17 protein-coding genes and 2 tRNA genes are annotated in these 18,258 nt (G+C 69.5%); 10 read left to right on the forward strand and 9 right to left on the reverse strand.

Going from position 1 to position 18,258, the window contains the following annotated elements:
• Window positions 1-59: 59 nt before the first annotated feature.
• The 3 genes from rnt to pyrC all read right to left on the reverse strand — a co-directional run bounded on the left by rnt (window position 60) and on the right by pyrC (window position 2,287).
• On the reverse strand, window positions 60-740 hold the full coding sequence (gene rnt / locus HHAL_RS03745; protein WP_011813533.1) for a ribonuclease T: 681 nt from the start codon (window positions 738-740) through the stop codon (window positions 60-62).
• Window positions 741-811: 71 nt separating this feature from the next.
• Entirely contained in the window at window positions 812-1,147 is a 336-nt protein-coding gene (gene grxD / locus HHAL_RS03750; RefSeq protein ID WP_011813534.1) for a Grx4 family monothiol glutaredoxin, read from the reverse strand.
• Window positions 1,148-1,249: 102 nt separating this feature from the next.
• Entirely contained in the window at window positions 1,250-2,287 is a 1,038-nt protein-coding gene (gene pyrC / locus HHAL_RS03755) for a dihydroorotase (protein ID WP_011813535.1), read from the reverse strand.
• 93 nt (window positions 2,288-2,380) lie between these two features.
• On the opposite strand from pyrC, the gene HHAL_RS03760 reads away from it, so the two are divergent.
• The 5 genes from HHAL_RS03760 to HHAL_RS03780 all read left to right on the forward strand — a co-directional run bounded on the left by HHAL_RS03760 (window position 2,381) and on the right by HHAL_RS03780 (window position 6,253).
• Window positions 2,381-2,456: transfer RNA gene (locus tag HHAL_RS03760), tRNA-Ala, on the forward strand.
• Between the two features lie 352 nt (window positions 2,457-2,808).
• Window positions 2,809-3,066 (forward strand): hypothetical protein, encoded by a 258-nt coding sequence (locus HHAL_RS03765; protein ID WP_041595044.1) that lies wholly within the window; start codon window positions 2,809-2,811, stop codon window positions 3,064-3,066.
• Entirely contained in the window at window positions 3,056-3,556 is a 501-nt protein-coding gene (locus HHAL_RS12895) for a DUF2335 domain-containing protein (protein ID WP_011813536.1), read from the forward strand. The genes HHAL_RS03765 and HHAL_RS12895 overlap by 11 nt, the downstream gene beginning before the upstream one ends.
• A gap of 229 nt (window positions 3,557-3,785) precedes the next feature.
• A complete protein-coding gene (locus tag HHAL_RS03775; RefSeq protein ID WP_011813537.1) occupies window positions 3,786-5,153 on the forward strand; it encodes a sigma-54 dependent transcriptional regulator in 1,368 nt (455 codons plus the stop codon).
• 44 nt (window positions 5,154-5,197) lie between these two features.
• Window positions 5,198-6,253, forward strand: coding sequence for a hypothetical protein (locus HHAL_RS03780; protein WP_041595046.1), 1,056 nt, complete (start codon window positions 5,198-5,200; stop codon window positions 6,251-6,253).
• Between the two features lie 16 nt (window positions 6,254-6,269).
• Here HHAL_RS03780 and HHAL_RS03785 read toward each other — a convergent pair whose 3' ends face one another.
• The gene (locus HHAL_RS03785; protein ID WP_011813539.1) at window positions 6,270-9,911 is read right to left on the reverse strand and encodes a hydantoinase B/oxoprolinase family protein; all 3,642 of its coding nucleotides are present in this window, start codon (window positions 9,909-9,911) and stop codon (window positions 6,270-6,272) included.
• A gap of 46 nt (window positions 9,912-9,957) precedes the next feature.
• Here HHAL_RS03785 and HHAL_RS03790 point away from each other — a divergent pair, with 46 nt between their 5' ends.
• Complete coding sequence (locus tag HHAL_RS03790; RefSeq protein WP_420842053.1) at window positions 9,958-10,089, forward strand: HigA family addiction module antitoxin; 132 nt, start codon at window positions 9,958-9,960, stop codon at window positions 10,087-10,089.
• Between the two features lie 27 nt (window positions 10,090-10,116).
• Here the strand turns inward: HHAL_RS03790 and HHAL_RS03795 are convergent.
• Together HHAL_RS03795 and HHAL_RS03800 are read right to left on the reverse strand one after the other, a co-directional pair.
• Window positions 10,117-10,193, reverse strand: a tRNA-Arg gene (locus HHAL_RS03795).
• 35 nt (window positions 10,194-10,228) lie between these two features.
• Complete coding sequence (locus HHAL_RS03800) at window positions 10,229-10,834, reverse strand: DedA family protein (protein ID WP_011813540.1); 606 nt, start codon at window positions 10,832-10,834, stop codon at window positions 10,229-10,231.
• A 404-nt stretch (window positions 10,835-11,238) separates the two neighbouring features.
• Between HHAL_RS03800 and HHAL_RS03805 the strand changes: the two genes are divergently transcribed.
• From HHAL_RS03805 to HHAL_RS03820, 4 genes are all read left to right on the forward strand, one after another.
• Window positions 11,239-12,585, forward strand: a complete 1,347-nt coding sequence (locus HHAL_RS03805; protein ID WP_049751426.1) for a hypothetical protein — start codon at window positions 11,239-11,241, stop codon at window positions 12,583-12,585.
• Between the two features lie 123 nt (window positions 12,586-12,708).
• Window positions 12,709-13,104: a hypothetical protein gene (locus HHAL_RS03810; protein ID WP_011813541.1), complete on the forward strand. Its 396-nt coding sequence runs from the start codon at window positions 12,709-12,711 to the stop codon at window positions 13,102-13,104.
• Window positions 13,101-13,805 (forward strand): C39 family peptidase, encoded by a 705-nt coding sequence (locus HHAL_RS03815; protein WP_011813542.1) that lies wholly within the window; start codon window positions 13,101-13,103, stop codon window positions 13,803-13,805. Before HHAL_RS03810 ends, HHAL_RS03815 begins: the two co-directional genes overlap by 4 nt.
• 2 nt (window positions 13,806-13,807) lie before the next feature.
• Window positions 13,808-14,323 (forward strand): hypothetical protein, encoded by a 516-nt coding sequence (locus HHAL_RS03820; RefSeq protein WP_011813543.1) that lies wholly within the window; start codon window positions 13,808-13,810, stop codon window positions 14,321-14,323.
• Between the two features lie 15 nt (window positions 14,324-14,338).
• Here the strand turns inward: HHAL_RS03820 and HHAL_RS03825 are convergent, their stop codons facing one another.
• The 3 genes from HHAL_RS03825 to HHAL_RS03835 all read right to left on the reverse strand — a co-directional run bounded on the left by HHAL_RS03825 (window position 14,339) and on the right by HHAL_RS03835 (window position 17,929).
• Window positions 14,339-15,526 carry a Wadjet anti-phage system protein JetD domain-containing protein gene (locus tag HHAL_RS03825; protein WP_011813544.1) on the reverse strand — a complete coding sequence of 396 codons (1,188 nt, stop codon included), beginning with the start codon at window positions 15,524-15,526 and terminating at the stop codon, window positions 14,339-14,341.
• Window positions 15,523-16,587, reverse strand: a complete 1,065-nt coding sequence (locus HHAL_RS03830; RefSeq protein WP_144446083.1) for a hypothetical protein — start codon at window positions 16,585-16,587, stop codon at window positions 15,523-15,525. The genes HHAL_RS03825 and HHAL_RS03830 overlap by 4 nt, the downstream gene beginning before the upstream one ends.
• A 103-nt stretch (window positions 16,588-16,690) precedes the next feature.
• Window positions 16,691-17,929 carry a DUF3375 domain-containing protein gene (locus HHAL_RS03835; RefSeq protein ID WP_011813546.1) on the reverse strand — a complete coding sequence of 413 codons (1,239 nt, stop codon included), beginning with the start codon at window positions 17,927-17,929 and terminating at the stop codon, window positions 16,691-16,693.
• Between the last annotated feature and the right edge of the window lie 329 nt (window positions 17,930-18,258).

Below are 18,258 nucleotides of genomic sequence, written 5' to 3' on the forward strand. Positions count from 1 at the left end.
CTAACCTAACCGCCGACGGGACCCGGCGCAAGCACCGCAACCCCTTGGAATCCCGGCGGCTAGAAGCTGGACGGACGGCCGCAGTGCGCGTCCCAGCAGTTGACGATGGCGCAGAAGAGCTCGGCGGTCTTCTCGGCGTCGTAGATCGCCGAGTGGGCCTCCTTGGCGTCCCACTCGATGCCGGCGGCCTTCACCGCCTTGGCCAGCACCGTCTGCCCGTAAGCCAGCCCGCCCAGGGTGGCGGTGTCGAAACTGGAGAAGGGGTGGAAGGGATTGCGCTTGAAGCCGGTCCGCGTCACCGCGGCGTTGAGGAAGGCCAGATCGAAGAAGGCGTTGTGGCCGACCAGCACCGCCCGATTGCAGCCGGTGTTACGCAACTCCTGCCGGACCGGGTTGAACATCTTGCCCAGGGCGTCGCGCTCGGGCACCGCCATGCGCAGTGGGTGCTCGGGGTCGATGCCGTTGAGCTCCAGCGCCTTGGGGTCGATGCGTGCCCCCTCGAAAGGCTGGACATGACAGGTGTGCGTCTCCGCCGGATAGAGCCGGCCGGTGCCCTCCTCGGCGCGCAGGATCACCGCCGCGATCTGCAGCAGGGCATCGGTCTCGGCCTGCAGCCCGCCCGTCTCCACATCCACCACCACCGGCAGGAAGGCCCGAAAACGGGTGCGCAGGGGGGGGATCTCGGTGCTCTGAATACGCTCGTCCGCGGCGGACGACTGCGCGGGGTTCTGCTCGGTCATGGGGCTGCCGTAACTGGATTCGGGTGCCGCATGCTACGGCGCCCCGTGAGCGCGAGCAAGCCGCCCGGCCCTCAGCCGCTGGCGCCCGCCCCGGCGGCGTCGACCAGCTGCTGCAGCTCGCCGGAGTCGAACATCTCCATGATGATATCGCAGCCGCCGACCAGCTCGCCGTCGATGTAGAGCTGCGGGATGGTCGGCCAGTCGCCGTAGTCCTTGATCCCCTGACGGATGCGCTCATCCTGGAGCACATCCACGTAGGCGAACTCCCGCCCGCAGCCGGCCAGGGCCTGGGCCGCCCGCTGCGAGAAGCCGCACATGGGCTGCTCCGGGCTGCCCTTCATGTACAGCAGGATCGGGTTCTCCGACACCTGGCGGGCAATGGTCTGCTGAACCGATTCGTCGCTCATTGCGTCTCCATCCTCTGCGGCAGATCCGCGGCGGGGCCCGCTTCCGGCCACCGCCTGGCGGGCATCGTAAAACGCCACTCCGGCGCGCTCATCCCACCCACCCTAGGGTTGGTGCAACCGCCAGGCCAGGCTCTCGCCGGCGCGCAGGGGCACCACCGGCTCATCGCCGCCGGGGTAGCTGGCCGGCACCTCCAGCGGGGCCCGCTCCAGGGTAACCGTCTCCGGGTTGACCGGCAGGCCGTAGAAGGCCGGGCCGTTGCGCCCGGCGAAATCGGCCAGCCGCTCCAGCGCACCGGCCGCCTCGAAGGCCTCGGCGTAGAGCGATAGCGCGATGGGCGCCGTATAGCAGCCGGCACAGCCACACGCCGACTCCTTGGCCCCCCGGGGGTGCGGGGCGGAGTCGGTGCCCAGGAAGACCCGCGGGTGGCCGGAGGTGGCGGCCTCGAGCAGCGCCTCGCGGTCGGCCTCGCGCTTGAGGATCGGCATGCAGTAGTAGTGCGGTTTGAGCCCGCCGACGAGCAGATCGTTGCGGTTGTAGAGCAGGTGCTGCGGTGTGAAGGTCCCGGCCAGACGCGGGTCGTCGCCGGTCACCAGCTCGGCGCCGACGGCGGTGGTGACGTGCTCGAGCACCACCTTCAGCCGCGGGTGCCGGTCGAGCAGCGGCTGGAGCACATCGTCGATGAAGGCCGTCTCGCGCTCGAAGATATCCAGCTCCGGGCCCGTGCGCTCGCCGTGGATCAGCAGCGGCAGGCCCTGCTCCTCCATGGCGGCGAGGGCATCGTAGCAGAGCAGCAGATCGGTGACGCCGGCATCCGAGTGCGTGGTGGCCCCCGCCGGGTAGAGCTTGACGGCGTGCACGAAACCGCTGGCCGCCGCACGGACGATCTCCTCGGGCGAGGTCTTGTCGGTGAGGTAGAGCGTCATCAGCGGCTCGAAGGTCGAGCCCGCCGGCAGCGCGCCGAGGATGCGCTGGCGGTAGGCCGCCGCCTGCTCCACCGTGGTCACCGGCGGCTGCAGGTTGGGCATGATGATCGCCCGCGAGAAGACCGCCGCGGCCTGGGGGGCCACGGCCTGCATGAGGGCACCGTCGCGCAGGTGCAGGTGCCAGTCGTCGGGCCGGGGCAGGGTCAGGGTATCCATGGAGAGGAGTTTCCAAGCGCTGCCGGCCAGTTGCAAGGGGCGGCCGGGGTTTTGCAGGGCGTCGGCTTGTGGTAGAGTGCGCAACTGATCGATGGGGCCGTAGCTCAGTTGGGAGAGCGCGACATTCGCATTGTCGAGGTCAGGGGTTCGACTCCCCTCGGCTCCACCACCTATCACCAACGTACACCATTTATCCTCAGATAGTTACGGCGCATCTAGTGGCGCCGGGTGGAGATAAGTGGCGTCACGTTTCGCAGGATTCTCGCAGGGCGCTGAGCGTCGCATGATGAGTGCGACAGCTGGGGCCTGCGAAGACCCGACGCGCCGACACGGATCGCCACGGACCAGCAGGTCAGACCGTCTCGACCCGGTGCGACCAGACAACTCTGGACGTCCTGGTTTCTCACGACTGTCCCCAGGTCCCGGCTCCGCATTGACGAACTGCTGGAACTCAACGAGCTCACTGGTGTGCTAGCCTGACCGTACGGATAGATGGACCGTTTTCCCGATGAGGCCCAGCTATGTTTCGTGTCGCCAACCGCTCCAAGAAGTCGCTCTCCAGCGGCGCGCGAGCGATCTCCCTGCGCCCAAGGAAGCGCAAGCAGGTCAAAGCGAGGACAACGCTCTCGCGCCCAGTAGCCCAAGTTGAAAAGGTGACGCGGGCACGGGACGGCTTCGCCGCGGACCGGAAAGTACTACGTGGCGGCACCGAGCGCGTTGCGAAGGCTATGCGCCGCAAGGTCGCGGAGAAGGAAAAAGAGTTCGGCCATGAGTCGTGACTCCGAGGATGGCGAGTCACGTCACGATCCCGATGCCGAACCTGCCCGACGCGGAGAGCTGGCGAGTTCGGACGCTGATTCGCCGGATCTCTCCGTATCGGTTTCGCCCCTCCCATCCGCCGAGGACCTCAGACGACTTGACACGTACCAGAGCGGACTCGGACGTGAAGTCATCGACATGGTCAAAGCGGAGCAAGCGTCCCGGCACGAGGAGAGCCGACGCCAGCTAGACGCCCAGGATAGGCGGCTTGAACTTGAGCAAAAGCGGCTTGAGCTCAAGGAGAAGTCCATCAACCTCGAGCAGCGGCAGGCCGACGACGATTCAAACGATAACCGTCGCCTCCACTGGATGGCGTACTCGATCGTTCTTATCATCCTCGCCACTGTCATTCCGATTGGGGTCGCTGTCGCCTTCCTGCTCGCCCCCTGGGCCGGCGTCGTGATCATCTCTGTAGCCTCTGGGCTACTGTCAGCCGCTCGCCTGATCTGATCTGCTTTCGGCGCAGGCGTCGCCACCACAGACACACCCCCTGATGCCGCCCTCCTACGCCGCGGCCACAGCTGCCCGACCCCTGCGGCTGTCGGCAGTTTTGACAACGCAACACCCCGACCCTCGCCTGCCCCGAAAAACGCGATTCCAATCAATGCCCTGGCAAAACGGCACGGAACCTGCTCAGCCGTGTGTCCATTCCGTACCACCTGCCAGGAGAGACAATCGCATGGGAGCCCCGACCCTCGTCCGTGCCGTTGCGGGACTGCGCAGCGCCCTCAGCGTTCACCCCGGCAAGACCACCCCAGCCCTGCAACCGAGCGCAGCCCCACCGGGCTGGGACCTGACCCCCGTCGAGGACTGGTCGGCCATCGAGCGCCTGCTCACCGGCGAGCACCCGCCGGTGGGGCTGGTGCGGGTGACGGCGGAGAACGTCGAGGCCTGCCAGCGCTTTCTCGCCGGCGGGGCCGGCGTGGAGTGGCTCGCCCTGTGCGACCCGCCCGACGGGCACAACCAGGACGCCGTAGAGGCCCTGTTGGCCAGCGCCTTCTACGACTTCCACACCCTGCCGGCGGACCCTGAGCGGCTGGCGGTCTCCCTCGGCCACGCCGCCGGCATGGCGCAGTTGCGCCGGCACACCCGGTCGCGGCAGGCCGAACTCACCGCCGACACCGGCGGCATCCTCGGCGACAGCCCGGGGATCCAGGCCCTGCGCCGCGACCTGGCGAAGGTGGCGCGCTGCCCGGCCACAGTGCTCATCCACGGTGAGAGCGGTTCGGGCAAAGAGCTGGCCGCCCAGGCAATCCACCACGCCTCACCCCGGCGCGACGGCCCCTTCGTGGCCGTCAACTGCGGCGCCATCCCCGCCAACCTGGTGCAGACGGAACTCTTCGGCCACGAGCGCGGCGCCTTCACCGGCGCCCAGCAGCGCCGCTGCGGACACCTGGAGCGGGCCCAGGGCGGCACCATCCTCCTCGATGAGGTCGGCGAACTGACCCTGGAGCACCAGGTCAACCTGCTGCGCGTCCTCGAGGACCGGGCGGTGACGCGGGTCGGCGGCACCGAGCGCATCCCCGTGGATGTCCGCGTCATCGCGGCCACCCACGTGGACCTGGCGGCCGCCGTCGAGAGCGGGCATTTCCGCGAGGACCTCTACTACCGACTCAATGTGTTGCACATCGAGCTCCCGCCCCTGCGCGAGCGGGGCAACGACATCGAGCGCCTGGCCCACGTCTTCCTCGAGCGCTTCCGCAGCGCCTACCTCAGCCCGGTGCGCGGCTTCACCAGCCAGGCCCTGGGGGCACTGCGCCGCCACAGCTGGCCGGGGAACGTGCGCGAACTGATCAACCGCATCCAACGCGCCGTGGCCATGGGCCAGCGCGCGCTGCTCAGCCCCGGCGATCTGGGGCTGGAGGCCCGGCTGGGCACCGTCCGCCAGGCCGAGACCCTGGACGACGCCCGGGCCCGGGCCGAGCGGGCGGCCATCCTTGGCGCCCTGGCGCGCTGCGAGCGCAACGTCTCCCGGGCCGCCCGCGAGCTGGACATCTCGCGGGTGACGCTCTATCGCATCATGCACCGCCTGGGGCTGAGGCCGTGAGCCGGGGGCACGGGCCTCGCGCCCGCCCCCCGCTGCGGCGCCGGATGCAACGGTGGTCCGGCCTCCCCCTGGCCGTGCTCCTCGCCGCCACGCCGCTGCTGGCCAGCGCCAACGAACCCGACGCGGTGGGCGCCCCGCCTCCGCCCCAGGAGACCGCCGGCGGACTGCAGCAGCGCACCATCCTCTCGCCCCAGGGCTCGTTCACCGCCGAGCCGTCGCTGAGCTACTCCCAGTCCACGTCAACGCGGGTGGCCATCGACGGGGTCACCATTCTGCCGGCCATCGCCGTGGGGCTGATCTCGGTGCGCCAGACCCAGCGCGAGAGCCTCACCGCCGCGCTGGGGCTGCGCTACGGGCTCACCGACCGGCTGGAGGTGGAGACACGCATCCCCTACGTCTACCGCGAGGAGCAGGTGCGCGAGCGCGAGATCCTGCAGAGTTCGGACTTCGCCGGCATCAGAGACTCCGACGGCTACGGCCTGGGGGATGTCGAGGCCTCGTTGCGCTACCAGCTGAGCAGCGGCCGCGGCGACGGCGCCATCTTCACCGGCGGCCTGCGCGTGAAGAGCCGCACCGGGCGGGATCCGTTTGAGGTCGAGACCGACGAGATCCCCCTCGACGACGGCAACAGCGATGCACGCAACATCTCCATCTACAGCGAACAGCCCACCGGCAGCGGCTTCTACGCCGTCCAGCCCAGCCTCAACTGGGTCTACCCCTCGGAGCCGGCGGTGCTCTACGGCAGCCTGAGCTACCTCTACAACATCCCGCGCACCGTGACCCTGGAGGGGTCCGATGGCCCGATGCGCGTGCGCATCGAGCCGGGCAGCGCCATCGGGGTGAGCTTCGGCATGGGGCTGGCCCTCAACGACCGTACCTCGCTCAGCCTCGGTTACGACCACACCGCGGTACTGCGCACGCGCACCGACGGCGCCCCCCGGGTGGATGCCGAGTTCGGCCGTTTTCAGGTGGGCTCGCTGCTGATCGGCGCCTCGCACCGGCTCGGACCGCGGACCAGCCTGGGGCTGTCGGTGGGCGTCGGGGTCACCGCGGAGGCCCCGGACGTGCAGGTGACCCTGCGCCTGCCGATTCGCTTCTGAGCCGTCGGGGCCGGGCTCAGCCGGCCCCGTAACCGCCCCCGCCCGGGGTCTCGATGAGGATCTGATCCCCCGCCTCGAGATCCCGGGTGGCGGTGCCCGGCAGCTCTTCGACGGTGCCGTCCCGGCGCTCGATGGCGTTGCGCCCGCACGCCGCATCCGCGCCGCCGGCCAGCCCGAAGGGCGGTACGCGGCGGCGGTTCATCAGCGTCACCGCGGTCATCGGCTCCAGGAAGCGCAGGCGCCGGATGACCCCGTCGCCGCCCGGGCACGCCCCGCCCCCGCCGCTGCCCCGACGGATGGCGAAGCGCTCGACGCGCACCGGATAGCGCCACTCCAGCACCTCCGGATCGGTTAGGCGCGAGTTGGTCATGTGGGTGTGGACCGCAGAGCTGCCGGCGAAGTCCGGCCCGGCGCCGGCGCCGCCGCAGAGGGTCTCGTAGTACTGGTAGCGCTGGTTGCCGAAGGTCAGGTTGTTCATGGTGCCCTGGCTGGCAGCCATCGCCTGCAGCGCCCCGTAGAGGGCGTCGGTCACCGCCTGGGAGGTCTCCACATTGCCGGCGACCACGGCGGCCGGGTAGCGCGGGTTGAGCATCGAACCCTCCGGCACGACGATCTCCAGCGGCTCCAGGCAGCCTTCGTTGAGCGGGATATCGTCCTCGACCAGGGTGCGGAAGACGTACAGCGTGGCCGCCCGGGTGATCGCCAGCGGGGCGTTGAAGTTGCTCTCCGCCAGCTGCTCGGAGGTGCCGCTGAAGTCGATCCGCGCCCGGCGCGCGGCGTGATCGACGCGGACCGAGACCCGGATCCGCGCGCCGTTATCCAGATCACCGGTGAACTCGCCGTCGGCGAGGCGATCGATGACCCGGCGCACGTGCTCGGCGGCGTTCTCCTGGACGAAGCCCATGTAGGCCTGCACCACCGCCAGGCCGAACTGCGCCACCATGCGCCGCAGCTCGGCGACGCCCTTCTCGTTGGCGGCGATCTGCGCCTTGAGATCGGCGATGTTCTGCGCCACGTTGCGCGCCGGATACGGGCCACCGCTCATCACGGTGGTGAACGCCTCCTCGAGGAAACGCCCCTCGGCGACGACCTGGAGGTCGTTGATGAGCACCCCCTCCTCGGTCACCCGGGTGGAGTCCGCCGGCATCGATCCCGGGGTACGGCCACCGACATCGGCGTGGTGGCCACGGCTGGCGCAGAAGAAGAGCAGCTCCTGCCCGTCCGCGGAGAAGACCGGCGTCACCGCGGTGAGATCGGGCAGGTGCGTGCCGCCATTGTAGGGATCGTTGAGCAGGAAGACGTCGCCGGGGCGCAGGGTCTCGCCGCGGCGATGGAGGATGGTGCGCACCGCCTCCGACATCGAGCCGAGGTGGACCGGGATGTGCGGCGCGTTGGCCACCAGGTTGCCGTCGGCGTCGAAGAGCGCACAGGAGAAGTCGAGCCGCTCCTTGATGTTCACCGACTGCGCCGTCCCGGCCAGGGTCGTGCCCATCTGCTCGGCAATCGAGCGGAACAGGTTGTTGAACACCTCCAGCAGCACCGGGTCGGGGCGCCGGGTATCCACCTGCGGTGTCTGCACCGGCTGCCCCGCCTCGGCGGTCACCGACCGGCGCAGGATCAGCTGATCGCCGCCGGTCACCTCCGCCTCCCAGCCGGCGTCGATCACCGTGGTGGCGTTCTCCTCCTGGAGGATCGCCGGCCCGCTCAGCCGGGTGCCCGGGAGCAGATCGGCGCGGGCGTAGACCGGCTGCTCCGCCATTCGCTGGCCATCCCAGGCCGTGACCCGGGCCAGCGGCTGCGGCGGGGCCTTCGGCGCCGGCGCCTCGCCCTCGCCCGCTTCCTCCGCCGCGGCGTGGTGAATCGCCTCGACGCTGAGCGCCTCGAGGACCCGCGGGCGGTCATCGAGGGTGAAGCCGAAGCGCTGGCGGTGCAGCCGGGCAAAGGCCGCGTCGACCTCGGCGACGTCGTCGCTGCCGGGGACCTCGAGCGCGGTATCGGTGCCGGCGTAGCGGACGTGGGCCCGCACGCGCAGCGTCGCCGCCTCGCCCGCCAGCCCCTGGGTCGCCAGCCCGGCGCGGGCCTCGGCGGCGAGCTCGTCGATCACGTCGGCCAGCTGCGGGGCGCTGGCCGGCTCCAGGGGCGCCTCCACGGTGCGCTGACTGATGGCGGTGATGTCCGCCAGCCCCATGCCGTAGGCCGAGAGCACCCCCGCCAGCGGGTGGACGAACACCGTGCGGATGCCCAGCACATCGGCCACGGCACAGGCGTGCTGCCCCCCGGCGCCACCGAAGCAGTTGAGGGCGTAGCGGGTGACGTCGTAGCCGCGCTGCACCGAGATACGCTTGATCGCCTGGGCCATGTTCTCCACGGCGATACGCCGAAAGCCGGCGGCCACCGCCACCGGCTCCCGGGCATCCCCGGTCTCGGCGTGGATGCGCTCGGCCAGCTCGGCGAAGCGCTCGTGCACCCCCTCGGCGTCCAGGGGCTGATCGGCACCGGGGCCGAAGAGGCGCGGGAAGAACTCCGGGCGGATCAGCCCGAGCAGGACATTGCAGTCGGTGACGGTCAGCGGCCCGCCGCGGCGGTAGGCCGCCGGCCCCGGATCGGCGCCGGCGGAGTCGGGCCCGACCCGGTACTTCATGCCGTCGAAGTGGCAGATCGAGCCGCCCCCGGCAGCGACGGTGTGGATCTGCATCATCGGCGCGCGGATGCGGCAGCCGGCGATCTCCGCCTCGAAGGTGCGCTCGAACTCGCCGTCGTAGTGGGCCACGTCGGTGGAGGTCCCGCCCATGTCGAAGCTGATCAGCCGGTCGATGCCCGCCATGGCCGCGGTGCGCACGGCGCCGACGATCCCGCCGGCGGGGCCGGAGAGGATGGCGTCCTTGCCCTGGAACTGCGCGGCGCTGGTCAGCCCGCCGTTGGACTGCATGAACAGCAGCGGCACATCGCCGAGCTCGGCGGCCAGGCGCTCGACGTACCGCCGCAGCACCGGCGACAGGTAGGCGTCGACCACGGCAGTATCCCCCCGGCCGACGATCTTCATCACGGCGGCGGCCTCGGCACTGGTCGTCACCTGGGTGAAGCCCACCTCGCGGGCGATGCGGGCCACCACCTGCTCGTGGGCGGCGTCGCGCCAGGCGTGCATGAGCACCACCGCCAGCGCCCGGTAGCCGGCGGCGTAGGTGTGCTCGAGCCGGGCGCGCACGGCGTCGGCATCCAGCGTGCGGACCACCGAGCCGTCGGCGCCGAGCCGCTCGGGGATCTCGATGACCTCGGAATAGAGCATCTGCGGCAGGCGCACGCGCCGGTCAAAGATATCGGGGCGGTGCTGGTAGCCGATGCGCAGCTGATCGGCCAAGCCCTCGGTGATGGCGAGGACCGTGGGCTCGCCGCGGCGCTCGAGCAGCGCGTTGGTCGCCACCGTGGTCCCCATGCGCACCGCCTCGATCCGCTCGGCCGGGATCGGGGCGTCGGCCCCCACACCGAGGATGGTGCGGATGCCGTGGAGGGCGGCGTCGGTGTACTGCTCCGGGTTCTCGGAGAGGAACTTGCGGGCGATCAGGCGCCCGTCGGGGGCGCGGGCGATGACGTCGGTGAAGGTACCGCCCCGATCGATCCAGAACTGCCAGCGCTCTCCCGCCGCGAAGCCGTCCGTCATGACCCACTCCTGCGACTCATACAACCGGCCATCTTCGCACAGGGTCATGCGCGCGTGTGGCGTCACCGCAGATACTGACCTGCGGCTATCCCGTTACTTCGGCACGAGCGAAGGCTACTGGCTGCGCCTGCAGAACGCTTACGACCTGGAGGAGGCGCGCCGCCAGCTGGCCGCGTGACGGACGCTGCGCGGAAGTCGTCGAAGATGGCGCCCCGGGCAGGATTCGAACCTGCGACCTATCGCTTAGGAGGCGATTGCTCTATCCGGCTGAGCTACCGGGGCCGGCGCCTAACTTGTACCCATCCGCCCGCCACCGGTCAACCGGCACGCCGGTGGCGCAGCACGAGGTTGCGCAGCCGGTACAGCAACAACCCGGCAACGGCGACCAGAAGCAACAGCGTCACCACGGTGCCGTAGGTGCCCAGGTAGGCCTCCACACGGGCCCAGTTGGAGCCGGTGGCGTACCCGGCGGCGAGGAGGACGCCGTTCCACAATGTGGTGCCGAGCAGGGTCAGCAGCAGGAACGGAACCAGCCGCATCGGCAACAGCCCGGCCGGGATGGAGACCAGGCTGCGCACGGTGGGTACAAAGCGCCCGAAGAGCACGATCCACGCCCCGTGCCGGCGGAAGACCCGATGGGTCACCTCCAGATCGCGCTCTTGGATCAGGTACCAGCGGCTGCCCCGGCGGACCCACCGGCGGGCCCGCGCATCGCCGACCGCCCGCACCACCAGGTAGATCAGCGTTGACCCCAGGGTGGCCCCCAGGCTGGCGGCAGCCAACACGGTCACCGGGTTGAGCTCGGCCTGGTAGACGGCGTAGCCGAGGAAGGGCATGACCGCCTCGGGGGCGAGCACGATCATCACCGCAAAGATCCCCAACCAGCCCAGCAGCTCGACCGCGTCGACGATGAGTTCCGGCATGCGCAGCGATCCCTCCCGGTTGGTGCACGTCGGACCGGCCTCGACCGGCCCTGATACAGGGTACCAGCCGCTCCCTGCCCCACCCGGGCAACCGGTGTAAGGGCGCGGCAACACCGGCCGCGGCAGGCGCAGAACGCCGCCCTGCGGGCCCGGCACCCCGCCGGGCCCGCAGGGCGTTACGCCGGCGCAGCACTCGACCGCTCGCTGCGGCGCAAGGCCCCACCGTGGACCGCCCCAAAAACCCCGGCCACTCCGCATGTTACGGCTCACAGGCCCGGTTGGCCCGGCAATTGCACTAATAAGGCTGCGGCGCTGCTCGTCCCCCCAGGCGGCGCCCCCGCGGAGGCCCGGCCGCTGACGGCCGGGCCCCGCGTTAACCACTACGACCGAGAAGAGGGAACGACATGATCAAGCAAACGACGCTCGCCAGCACCCTGGTCCTGGCCATGGCTGTAAGCGGTACCGCCTGGGCGAACCCGCAGAACATCGCCGAAGGCGAAGAGAACACCCTGTCCGCCTCGGTGAACGCCAACGCCGACGACGGCAGCGCCGCCGCCAGCGAAGGCTCGACGGCCAACGTGAACAACAGCGCCCAGGACGGCTCGTACAACACGGAGAAGAACTACAGCTCGGAGTCGGCCTACAACAAGGACGATAACTCCGATAACAGCACCAACCTGACGGACTCTCAGAACAGCACCAGCAGTTCCGAGATGAGCTACGCCAAGGATGACAACTCCGACAACAGCACCAACGTGACGGATTCCCAGAACTCGTCCACGTCCAAGAACTGGGACGACAACTCGGACAACAGTCTGACCGACTCCCAGAACACGACGAAGTCCAGCAGTCAGGAGATGTCCTACAACAAGGATGACAACTCGGACAACAGCACCAACCTGACGGACTCTCAGAACAGCACCAGCAGTTCCGAGATGAGCTATGCCAAAGATGACAACTCCGACAACAGCACCAACGTGGCCGACTCGCACAACAGCAACAGCGAGAAGAACTACAGCTCGGAGATGAGTTACAACAAGGACGACAACTCCGATCGCAGCACCAACGTGGCGGACTCCCACAACGACAACTCGGACCGCAGCGACAACTCCGATCGCAGCTCGAGCGTGGCCGACTCGCACAACAGCGAGAAGAACTACAGCTCGGAGATGAGCTACAACAAGGACGACAACTCCGATCGCAGCACCAACGTGGCGGACTCCCACAACGACAACTCGGACCGCAGCGACAACTCCGACCGGAGCCTGACGGACTCCCAGAACGACAACTCCGATCGCAGCACCAGCGTTGCGGATTCCCACAACTCGGATAGCAGCAACAACGACTCGTTCAACAAGGACAACAGCGACCACTCGGATAACAGCACCGCCGACTCGTACAACACCGACGAGAGCGACAACTCCGACAACAGCATCGCTGATTCCTACAACACCATGGACTCCCACAACACGATGAAGGACTCGCAGAACGAGATCAGCGACGCCTTCAATCACTACCTCGACATGGAGATGACGGTCGCCAGCTCCGAGCTTGAAGGCACAGTGAGTGGCAACACCCTGCGCATCGGCGGCGACGACGACGCCTGGCTGCACGTCAATAACCGCATGGCGGAAGGCTCGATCTCCGGCAACGCGGGCATCACCCAGGTCTCGCAGAACGGTGGCGTCGGCAGCCTGATCCAGCAGAACGTGACCATGCAGGGCAACGTGCGCATCAACCCGGCCCAGTAGTCGGTCAGCGGTAACCACCCGGAACTGGGGGCGGCCACGGCCGCCCCGGCCCTCCGGCAGGGAAGTATCGGCAAGGACAGGCCCGCCCGGCAGCGCCGGGCGGACCGCATCGGGAGCATCCTCATGAATGGCATCCGGCAACGGCTGTTTGATTGGACCACGGGTCGCACACCGATCCTGGCCTTGGGCGCCGCCCTCGCGACTCTGCCCGGACTCGCGGCCGCTGAAGCGCTTCACCACGGACAGCAGCTCTTCGAACAGCAACTCGGTGCCCCGGTGGCGGCCGAGGCGCTGGACGAGCAACGCGGTCTGGCGGACACCTTCCGCTACCAGACCAGCACCATCTCGGAACAGGGCACGGTCCTCGGCAACGTCGTGGAGTCGAGCCCCAGCGGCATGAACGTCATCCACGATGGCGCCCTGCGCGACAATCACGGGCTGACCACGGTCATCCAGAACTCGGGCCACCACGTGATCATCCAGGAAGCCACCAACATCAACGTGACGGTAACCCCATGAACCGCCACGCCACGCCACTGGCCACGCTCGGCGCCCTGGCCTGCCTGGCCCTGGCCACCCCGGCACCGGCCCAGGCCGCCGGGCTACCCATCCCGCACCTCGGCGGCGGACACCACGTGGTCGTCGAGAGCCTGCAGTCGGTCCGCTTCCGGGGCGTCGAACGCCAGGCCCTGGACTACAGCTGCGGCTCGGCGGCGGTGGCCACCCTGCTCAGCTACCACTACGACCACTCGGTGGGCGAGCCCGAGGTCTTCGCCGGCATGTTCGCTGCCGCGGATCAGCAGCGGGTGCGCACCGATGGCTTCTCCATGCTCGACATGCAGCGCTACCTGGCCGAGCTGGGCTACCGCGCCGACGGCTTCAACCTCACCCTCGAGCAGGTAGCGGCGCTGCGCATCCCGAGCATCGTGCTGATCGACACCGGCGGCTACCTGCACTTCGTGGTGATCAAGGGCATCCGCGACGGCCAGGTCCTCGTCGGCGACCCGGCCATGGGGCTGCGGGCCTACAACGCCGAGACCTTCAAGCAGCTGCGCCGCGGCCCGCTGCTGGTCATCCGCGACCGCCACGACCTGGCGCAGCTCACCTTCAACCCCGACCGGGCCTGGGCCGTACAGACCCGCCCGCCGTTCGAGCACGCCCGCGAGCACCAGGGGCTGAGCGACTTTACGCGCAACCTGCGCCGACCGGGGGACTGGTGATCATGGCCGCGCCGACCGCCCTCCCCCACCGGGCCCCCTGGGCTGCGGGCCTGGCACTGCTGATCGGTGCCATCGGCCACGCCGCCGCCGAGGAGACGCCGGCCTCCCCCTGGGACGACCTGGCCCAAGTGCCGTCCGCCGAGCTGGCCCAGTGGCGCGGCGGCTGGACCAGCGCCGACGGTGTCCTCGTGCGCTTCGGCTTCGAGCAGGCGGTGGCGGTCAACGGCGAAACGCTGGGCCACGCCCAGATCGATCCCGTGGCCGTGCCACTCGGCGACCGGGCCGGCGCCCACCAGGCCGCCCGGCAACTGGCCGAGTCGTTCCGCTTCACCACCACCGACGGCGTACAGATGCACCTGGGCGACCAGGGCATGACCCTGGTGCTACAGAACAGCCTGGATGGACAACTGATCCAGGTCCTCCAAGATCTGGACGTTCAGCTGGAAGGGATCCCGGTGGAACGCCTCAACCGACTGGGGGAGCTGATGCAGGTGCAGATGCTCGAAGGGCTGCGCTGACCCGGCCTCCGGCCATCACAGCCCCTGCGTACGCTCCACGACCCAGCGAAAACCGATGCGCTCCTGCTCAAGGCGGACGCGCTCGCCGATGCGATCCTGGCGCAGATCCTCGAACAGCGCAGCCTCGGCTTCGGTCAGACGCGCCAGATCGCCGAGGAAGCGGTGCTCGCTCGGCTCCGCGGTCCACAGGGGGCGGTGCGCTTCCAGCGTGGCCCGGTCCATGAGGAGCGACTCGGCCTGCGGCAGCGCCCGACGCAGCCGGTTGAGGATGGCGAAGCCGTGGGTGTCGATATCCCCCCAGTAGGCGACACGCACGCGGTGCAGCCAGGGCACCTCGGCCAGGCGCTCGAGGCCGTAGCCGAGACCGAACACCACCAGCGCGCGGGGGTGCGCCGGGAAGGCGAGGCCGTTGGTCTTGTTCTCGGTGATGAAGACCGTCTCCACCGCCGGCGCCAGTGCCTGGAACTGCTCGGCGGGGATGGTCAAATCGGTGAGCCCGGCGATGGCGCACGCCGGATCGAGCACCCGAAAGCGCACCAGCGGCGGCTCCTGGCACAACCCGTAGCGTTCGGCGAAACGCCGGGCGCCGGTGGCCTCGGCCTGGATGGCCTCGGCCGGCAGGACTGCATCGAGCAGCTCCATGAGCAGCTTGCGCCGGGCCTCGATGAACTTCGTATCCACTCCCGGGATATCGAGCTGGCGGAGGTAGACGCCGGGGCGCGGATGGTCCCGGAAGTAGCGCAGCACCGCGAGGATCCGATCCCACGCCTCGGCGTGCTCCAGCACGGTCAGCGGCCGGCGGGCCAGCCAGTCGGCCAGCTCCGGGAACGCCGCCAGGCCCTGTCGGCAGAGGGCGTCGAAACGCTCTGCCTCCTGGCGGCGGCCGATCAGGCGCAGGGCGTCGGCCTCGGTCGGTACAACGGCGCCGGCCGGTAGCTCATTGCGGCCGTGGACGCGGTGACGGACGGTGCGCCACTGGATCTCGAAACCGTAACCGCGCTGCGCCCGGTCGGCGGCGGCGAGGCGCTGCACCCACTGCCGAACGCCCTCGAAGTCCTCGGCCAGTTCGCGGGAGCCCGGACGGCGGAGCCGCAGGCTCAGCGGGAAGAGCGCGGCACCGGTCACCCGCGCAGCGAGCAGTTCGCCCCGATCCCAGCGCTTCTGCACCTGCTGGCGCAGATCGGCGGGGGTCGTCCAGCTCATCCGCTGGTTGCCGCGCGCCGGATGGCCTTTTCGGCGTGGTACGCCTCGATGCTCAGATGGCGCAGCAGCGAGAAGCACCCGCCTTCGCCGTGGACGAAGCCGACACTGGCGACGAAGCGCTCGATGATCGCCCTGACCTGGAGGAACTTGCGCTCGTTGTACTGGGCGTCCTCGGAGCCGGTCACCGTATCCTCGGTGCAGGCCCGGAGCTGCTCGCGGAAGTCGCGGACCTCGGGGTCGGTGGTGGTGTCGGCGACCAGCTCGATGTAGCGCCCCGAGTTGTAGTCGATATCGAACAGCGAGGCGTTGATGGTTGCGATGCGCTCGCGGATCTGCGCGCGCTCTTTGTTGAGCTGGGCGTTGAAGTTGGCGATCTCGCGGATGGTGTTCTCGTTGAGCAGCTCCTTGAACCGGGCCTCGAAGCGGGGCAGGTCGTCCTCCTGGAGGGCGGCGATCTTCGCCTCGTTGGACCAGCCGAGGACGAAGCGGGAGCGGTCGTCGATGCGGTGGCGGTCGTCCTTCTCGTGGCGATCCCCGCCCGCCTTGATCTGCCCGGCCGGGGTGATGGCGCGATCCTCGCGCCGGAAGGTCTCCAGATCCCGGGTGCAGGCGTAGTCGAAGCGCCGACCCAGCTCCTGCTCCAGCCAGGCGTAGAACGCCGAGTCGGGACGGATGGCGATCTTACGCACCAGGGACTCGGGGTGCAGCGCGGGCGGCTCACTGCTGCGCGGCTCGCGCACCCGGTAGTAGACCAGCCGGCCACGCAGGTGGCTGCGATCCACCCAGCCGGCCACGGCGCGGTAGTGCGCCTCCGGGACCAGGAGCGAGAGGCCGAAGTTGTGGAGCAGCCGCTCGATGGCCCCCTCCCAGTCCGTCTCCTGCTCATGGACCTGGAGGAGCTCACCGGCGAAGGGGACGGCCTCCTCATCGAGGCTCAGCTCCTGGCACAGGCGCTGGCGCAGCTCCAGCATGCGCGCCGGGATGTTGGAGCGGCGCTGACGCAGCGACTCCAGCTCCTCTTCCAGGCCGGCGTGCTCGGCACGCAGGTCGCGCATGCTCACCTGCGCCTCGGTTTGCTGGTTCTGGAGCCGGGTCAGCGCCTCTTCGGCGGCCTCGCGCTCGCCGGCCGCTGCCTGCTGGTTGGCGCGGAAGACCTCCGCCGACTCAGCCAGCGGCAGCCCCAGGGCGCGGGCCAGCTCGTTGTAGGTGCGGGCACTGGCGCTGCGCCGCTCCTTCTCCTCGCTCTTGCGGGCGATCTCCGCCTTGAGCCGCTCCAGGCGATCCCCGCCATTGTCGGCGATGGCCTGCTTGAGCTCGTCGCGCTGGCCCTGCTGCTCGCCGTAGGTCCGGTCGAGCTGGGCGATCCGATCCTCCAGGCGGGTGATCGCGCACGGCCAGGGCGTGCTGCTCCACCCCCTGGATCAGGTCCATGATGCGGCGGTTCTCCAGCCAGGCCTGGTCATCGAGGAACTTGCGCAGCTGCGCCGACAGCCGCGAGACGGTGCGCTGGGTCTCCTCGCCGGCATCCAACCAGTCGTGGTGGATGCGCGCCAGCCGGCGGTCCGGCCCCAGGGTCTGGACCGGTTCGAGTTCCAGGACGCGCTCGAGCAGATCGGTGAGCTCCTCCTGACGCGCCGGCGACATGAGAAACCCCCAGAAGGCCCGGAAGCTCTTGCCCTGGTCCGAGTCGGCGATGGCGTCGGCCTCCCCGAAGACCTCACCGAGCAGCGCCCCCTTGCTGCCGCCCCAGGTGGTGATGCGCTCGCGCACCTGGCGGTCGAGTTCACGGAAGTTCTGCTCCACCTGCCGGAAGTCGGAGAGCAGCCCGCGGGCCGTGCGCTCCACCTGGTAGAAGCGCTCCTTGATCTGCGTCTCGTCCAGCAGCGCCAGCTGCCCATCGCGGATGGCGGCAATCTCGGCGTCGATCTCGGCACGCCGGCGCTCCAGGGCCTCGATCCGCGCCTCGGGGTCGGTCTCCGCCCCCTGGACCACCTGACGGAGCAGATCGAAGACCGTCATCAGCCGCGACTCCGCCCCCACGAACTGCCGCTCCTGGAGCTCGTCGAGCCAGCCGAGCGCCGTCTCCGTCGCCGGGGTCAGATCGAAGTGCGGCTCGTCGGTATTCGGCGGGTAGAACTTGCGCAGCCAGCCCCGTTCGTCCGCCGCCCAGTCATTGAGATACTCCGCCGCCGAGCGTGGATAGACCGCCTCGCCCAACTCCTCGCGCAGGCCGTGCAGGTAGTCCTCCAGGGCGTTGGTCAGCTCCCCCTGGGCGCGCGCCCGGCAATTGGGCTCGACGAAGGCACGATGCAGGAAGCCGAGCACCAGCGGCGCGCTATCGGCAGCGAGCAGCCGCCAGGCCGGGTGGTGACGGCGCAGGGTGTCGAGGTGGTGGTAATCCATGCTCGGCTCGCTCGCTGATCCTGCCCCAAGGTGATCCGGTACGGGAACCGGAAACGGCGGCGGCCGTCAACGGGCCGACCCACTCGCCGGCACCCGCGATGGCCGGGCGTGTGCGGACCGACCACGGTGCTTGGGGCCCCCCATCACCCCAGGCGGTTCTCCACCGGCGTGCCGCTCATGGCCACCCGGGCCGCACCGGGGATGGATTGGCCGAGACCGTACCCCCATCCACCGTCAGCGCCTGAACCGAACCGTTGTTGGCATACCGCCGCCCCCGCGGACGCCCCGCCGCAGCTCACTAACCGTGACGACGGACAGAAACAGGCCAT

The sequence above is a fragment of the Halorhodospira halophila SL1 genome (genome assembly GCF_000015585.1).
Lineage (GTDB): Bacteria > Pseudomonadota > Gammaproteobacteria > Nitrococcales > Halorhodospiraceae > Halorhodospira > Halorhodospira halophila.